The organism is Candidatus Stygibacter australis (genome assembly GCA_030765845.1).
Lineage (GTDB): Bacteria > Cloacimonadota > Cloacimonadia > Cloacimonadales > TCS61 > Stygibacter > Stygibacter australis.
In genome coordinates this window covers 1-3169 of sequence record JAVCDJ010000043.1, presented here as the reverse complement: position 1 = coordinate 3169, position 3169 = coordinate 1, and the positions used below count along the sequence as shown (strand labels likewise).

Genomic DNA, 3169 nt, shown 5'->3' with positions numbered 1-3169 from the left:
TACCAGATTACAGGTTTCATCTTATCTGACAGACTCACCGACTGCAAGGTTTAACGAAGCTAAACCCGTTCGCTTTCGCTACGGCTTACTTACCGATTCAAAGAGCTTTGACTATTCCATTACTGGAAATAACCATCTTTTTCACTTCCGGCTGAACAGAAAATTAACCGGGCTGGACTTTCACCAGTTAGAGGCACACCACTTCGTGACGCACCAGAAAGCACAGAGAACACGGAGGGGGAAATTGAAAATGTAAAATGTAAAATTAAATGTAATGTAAGAGTTTTAACCACTGAAGGCCCTGAAAGACACTGAATAAGAGAAGAGTTTATTATTTGTGCAGTCTTTACGTCGTGTAGTATTTCAGTCGAGCAGTCTATCAGTCATGTAGTCGCACCCTCAATTTTTCTCGTCTCCCCGTCTCCCGAATTTCCAGTCACAAGTCACCAGTCACGATGAGAATTTATTGACCAATTAATGGTCATCTGTAAATTATCCGCTTATGAAAAAAATAGCAGTTACGGGAGCGAATGGATTTATTGGGAGCAGATTGAGTAATCTGCTTAAGGAAAAGGAATTTGACGTCGTCTGCCTGGTGCGGCACGGTAGTGATATCAGTCTGCTGAATGGAGATGCTGAGATCCGGTATGTGGATTATTATGAGCTGGATTCTCTGAAAGAAGCACTCGCTGATCGTGAGATACTTATCCATGCAGCAGCACTTACAAAAACCCGTAAATGGGAAGACTTTCAGAAAACCAATATTGACCTGGTGGAACAACTGGTGGAGCTTACTAATGACATTAAGGGTTTTGAGCAATTCATCTTTTTGAGTTCACAGGCAGCAGCGGGACCGGCAATATCTGCTATTGGTAAAAAGGAATCTGAATACTGCCAGCCAATAACCATGTATGGCAAAAGCAAACGGGTTGCAGAAATAATTATAGAAGATAAATGCGCTCATTCCTGGACTATCATCCGACCAGTAAGTGTGTTTGGGCCAGGAGAAAAGGACTTTCTGGAATATTATAAAATAGTGAATACTGGTATTGCTCCGCTTACGGGTATGACTGATAAATATCTTAATTTTATTTATGTGGATGATCTTTGCGATCTGATAGAAAAATCAATTGGGAATCCAGCAGCAGTTAATGAATGTTTTTTTGCAGCAGGGAATGAGATCATCAGCATGGCAGGATTTGCTTATATCATAGCCGAAGCCTTAAATAAGAAGATATTTGAACTGAGGATACCTCTGCCGATACTTTATATGGCTGCTTTCATAAATGAACTGATAGCTCTCAAAAATAAAAGTTATCCTGCCCTGAACCGGGAAAAATTCCGCGAAATGCAGCAACGCTACTGGCTGGCTGATACTCATAAGGCAAATGAATTGCTGGGCTGGCAACCTTCATCTACCATCGCCAGACAAATGCAGACCACCATCAAATGGTATAGAGAAAGGAACCTGCTCAAATGAAGATATTTTACTTGATCATAATCAGTCTTTCAATGGGGTTACTATATTCCCAGGCACCTGACAGCCTGCAGGCAGTTACTGCACAGGACTCAATACTGATAGCTGAAGCAATGGAAGAGCAAGCACCGGCAGATACCATCACCTATGATCCTGTGGAACTGAGGAATGAGATAAACAGCTTTATTGATGAAGATCAGCAGCAATTAAAAAGGGACTGGTTTCCCTGGTGGTATTTGACTGAAAATAAGCATTATATCTCATTAAGCAAGCCCTACTTAAGTGTCAGAAGAAATGGATTTAGGATATATTCTGCCCAGGAACGGGATATGAGGCATATTCAGAGCAATAGAGCTTTCTATGTTCTGGAAAACCAGGGGCACAGTATTGATCTGGAAAATGATCATTATTACCTTCCTGTAACTCTCACTGATGCGGAGGCAGGAATGGGTGATTATCGCAATATGCAGGGTAATTTTACCATGCGTAAGGGTAAACTGCTGGGACAGGATAGTCTGGGCATCTGCCTGAATATCACGGGGATCAATGGCTACTGGTTTGGTGATTATGATACTGCTGCCAATATCAGGCTGCATTTGTATAATAAATTCCCAGCCGGCACACTGGAATATATTCATACTGCCTATAGCGAGGAATCCAGCAGTGACCTTTTTCCTTATGCCGGTGATGAGGAACTGATTACACGTGAGATATCAGAAGAGATGCTTTTATTTAATACTGATATCCTCGATCTGGGGTTCAGATATGAATCAGGCACTACAGCAGGAAGAGATAAACGGCAGATGAGCTTTATGCTGCGAAAAACCGGGAAACTACCTGCGCTGGATTATGATCTGAGCCTGGAATATCTTAAGGAGAATTCTAATGCCGATTCCAGTTGGCTATCCTTGAGTGGAAATGCTTCGGGCAATTGGCAATTTACTGATTATACTGCGGCAATTGATCTGATCGACAGGGATAATTATTTTTATGAAGCTTCTTTATATACTGATCTATATAAGGGGGCGGGATTTATCGGGAAAGCCATGGACCGGGCATTTAGCGATACTTTGCTGTATTCCACTCCGGGAATAGAAACGCGGTATGGGGCTGGAATTGCCTGGCATAATGATAATATTATCGCTGATATCGTGTATGGAAATCAGGATGACGGGCTTTATAACGACTGGTACATGGAATCATATATAAATTGTAATATCCCCTATAAAAACTTCAACCTGGTCTATCGGAACTGGTCTTTCTATTTTCTGAATCCGGAATTTCAAACTCAAAATGAGCTGGAATTTATCTATAACCTGCCTTATAATAACAGGGTGAGATTCATGATCAACAGCAGGTATTACACTGAATATTATGATGATGAGGAAGATTTTATTCCTGCTGCCCATAATATTGATCTGCTTCTGGGGATCAAGATAAGTAGGAATTTTGAGTTCAGGGCTGAAATGATCAATGTCACGAATAATTTTTATCTGCTTGGAAGTCAGGTGGCTGGTTTACATTATATTTTCAATATGTACTGGTATTTTATTAATTAGTGAACAGTGAACGGTGAACAGTGAACGGTGTGAAGAGGAATGTAATGTAGAAATTTAGCCAGTAGAGTAGAGACAGGCTTCAATTATTCTATCCACCTGTCCCCCTCGTCAAACCGTGCATGCGGTTTTCCCG

Annotated in this window: 3 protein-coding genes; all 3 read left to right on the top strand. The window is 41.2% G+C overall.

Features of this window, described 5'->3' with window-relative positions; translation table 11 throughout:
* Nucleotides 1-256 (top strand): hypothetical protein (locus RAO94_02995; protein ID MDP8321301.1); only part of this gene is annotated, 256 nt, incomplete at its 5' end.
* A 246-nt stretch (nucleotides 257-502) separates the two neighbouring features.
* Nucleotides 503-1480 (top strand): NAD(P)-dependent oxidoreductase, encoded by a 978-nt coding sequence (locus RAO94_02990; protein MDP8321300.1) that lies wholly within the window; start codon nucleotides 503-505, stop codon nucleotides 1478-1480.
* Nucleotides 1477-3036, top strand: coding sequence for a hypothetical protein (locus RAO94_02985; protein ID MDP8321299.1), 1560 nt, complete (start codon nucleotides 1477-1479; stop codon nucleotides 3034-3036). Before RAO94_02990 ends, RAO94_02985 begins: the two co-directional genes overlap by 4 nt.
* The last annotated feature ends 133 nt before the right edge of the window (nucleotides 3037-3169 follow it).

What these genes read in the sequence shown, in the direction of transcription:
- RAO94_02990 (MDP8321300.1), top strand. Translation starts at nt 503, where the DNA reads ATGAAAAAAATAGCAGTTACGGGAGCGAATGGATTTATTGGGAGCAGA.
- RAO94_02985 (MDP8321299.1), top strand. Translation starts at nt 1,477, where the DNA reads ATGAAGATATTTTACTTGATCATAATCAGTCTTTCAATGGGGTTACTA.